Here is a 1,431-nt window from a genome sequence, read left to right as displayed (position 1 = left end):
CCGCGTTCTGAACAGCGGCAACGCAACGAGGAACAGACTGAACATCTACAAACGGGCTTGCTGCAGACCATGCCGCTGCCCCAGATACGAACCGCTCAGCAAGACCCCATTCGTTCGTCGTTGTTGGCTCGGCATGCCGCGCCTGCAACGGACGGGTTATCGGGTTCACCTGCTGCCGGTCTGACCTGTGCTTTGCTTCTACGAACGTGGGTCTGTGATTCGGTGAATGAGTGATGTGACTCAGGCCGGGTGCGGCTCCTTTTGCGCCGGCAGCTTGCACTGCGGAACTGGCGGCACATGCTCGGGGTCGTAGTCGATCCCCCGCGTCAACACCGCCCACAGAATGCGGGCGTTCTTGTTGGCCAGCGCCACCAGAGCCTTCTGCCAGCCGGCACGTTCGCGCAGTTGCAGCAGCCACTGTGAGATGCGATCACTGCGTTTGGGCGCGGCCAGCAGTGCGGATTTGGCGCCCTGGATCAGCAAGGTGCGCAAGTAGTCATCGCCGCGCTTGGTGATGCGGCCCAGCCGGTTCTTGCCGCCGCTGGAATTCTGACTGGGAACCAGACCCACCCAGGCGCTGAATTGGCGCGCGCTCTTGAATTGGTGCATGTCGCCCACGGCAGCCACCAGGGCTGATGCCGTGAGTTCACCGACGCCGTGCAACTGCGCTGCCCGAGCGGCCGCCTGATTGCCGCGCACATGCTGCTTGACCTGCTGGTCGCACCAGGCGATCTCGTCGTCCAGCACCCGCCAGTGCGCCTGCGCACGCTGCAGAGCCAAGCGCATCGTGCCGGGCAGCTCGTTGCTGGCGTCTTCCAGCACGTCGCTGAGCACACGGCGCAAGGCATCCGGACTTTGCGGGAAGACCAGGCCGAACTCAGCCAGCAGACCGCGAATGCGGTTGATGCAGGCGGTGCGTTCTTCCTTGTAGCCTTCGCGCAAGCGATGAATGCCTTGCCAGCCTTGCTGCTCCGGCGTCTTCACGGGCACACAGCGCGTACGCACCCGCGAGGCGGCCTCGCAGATTGCTGCAGCGTCGTTTGCATCGTTCTTGCCGCTGGCGCCTTGCACGCGAAAGGGTGCGATGAAGTGGGCCGCGATCAGCCGGGCATCCAGCCCCATCAAGCGAAGGCGGCGGGCGAGGTGGTGCGCGCCAGAGCAACTTTCCATAGCGACCACGGTGCCTGCAGGCAAACCCACCGCCCAGCTCAAGAAGCGTTCCGGAGACATCGGCCGCGCCAGCACGGTAAGGTCAGCGCTATCGACTGCGTGAACCTGGTAAACACGCTTGGCCAAATCCACCCCGACTCGGGTAATCTTCTCCATGGACTTCCCCTTTCAAATGGCAGTTGATTGATGACTTCGAGAACCACCAATCTTGGCGCATTGACGCCGTTTGCCCGAAGGTGGGAAGTCCCTTCGTATTCGCTC

General features: G+C 63.0%; 2 protein-coding genes. One reads left to right on the top strand and one right to left on the bottom strand.

The annotated features are described in order from the left end of the window. Positions 1 to 234: hypothetical protein (locus tag DBR47_RS25210; RefSeq protein WP_231512487.1), on the top strand; the 234-nt coding region annotated here is incomplete at its 5' end. 6 nt (positions 235 to 240) lie between these two features. Here the strand turns inward: DBR47_RS25210 and DBR47_RS24490 are convergent. Continuing rightward, positions 241 to 1,326, bottom strand: coding sequence for an IS110 family transposase (locus DBR47_RS24490; protein ID WP_124455137.1), 1,086 nt, complete (start codon positions 1,324 to 1,326; stop codon positions 241 to 243). Positions 1,327 to 1,431 lie beyond the last annotated feature (105 nt).

Source organism: Paucibacter sp. KBW04 (assembly GCF_003852425.1).
In the GTDB taxonomy this organism is placed as follows: Bacteria; Pseudomonadota; Gammaproteobacteria; order Burkholderiales; family Burkholderiaceae_C; genus Paucibacter_A.
This window is presented reverse-complemented; position numbering and strand designations above follow the sequence as displayed.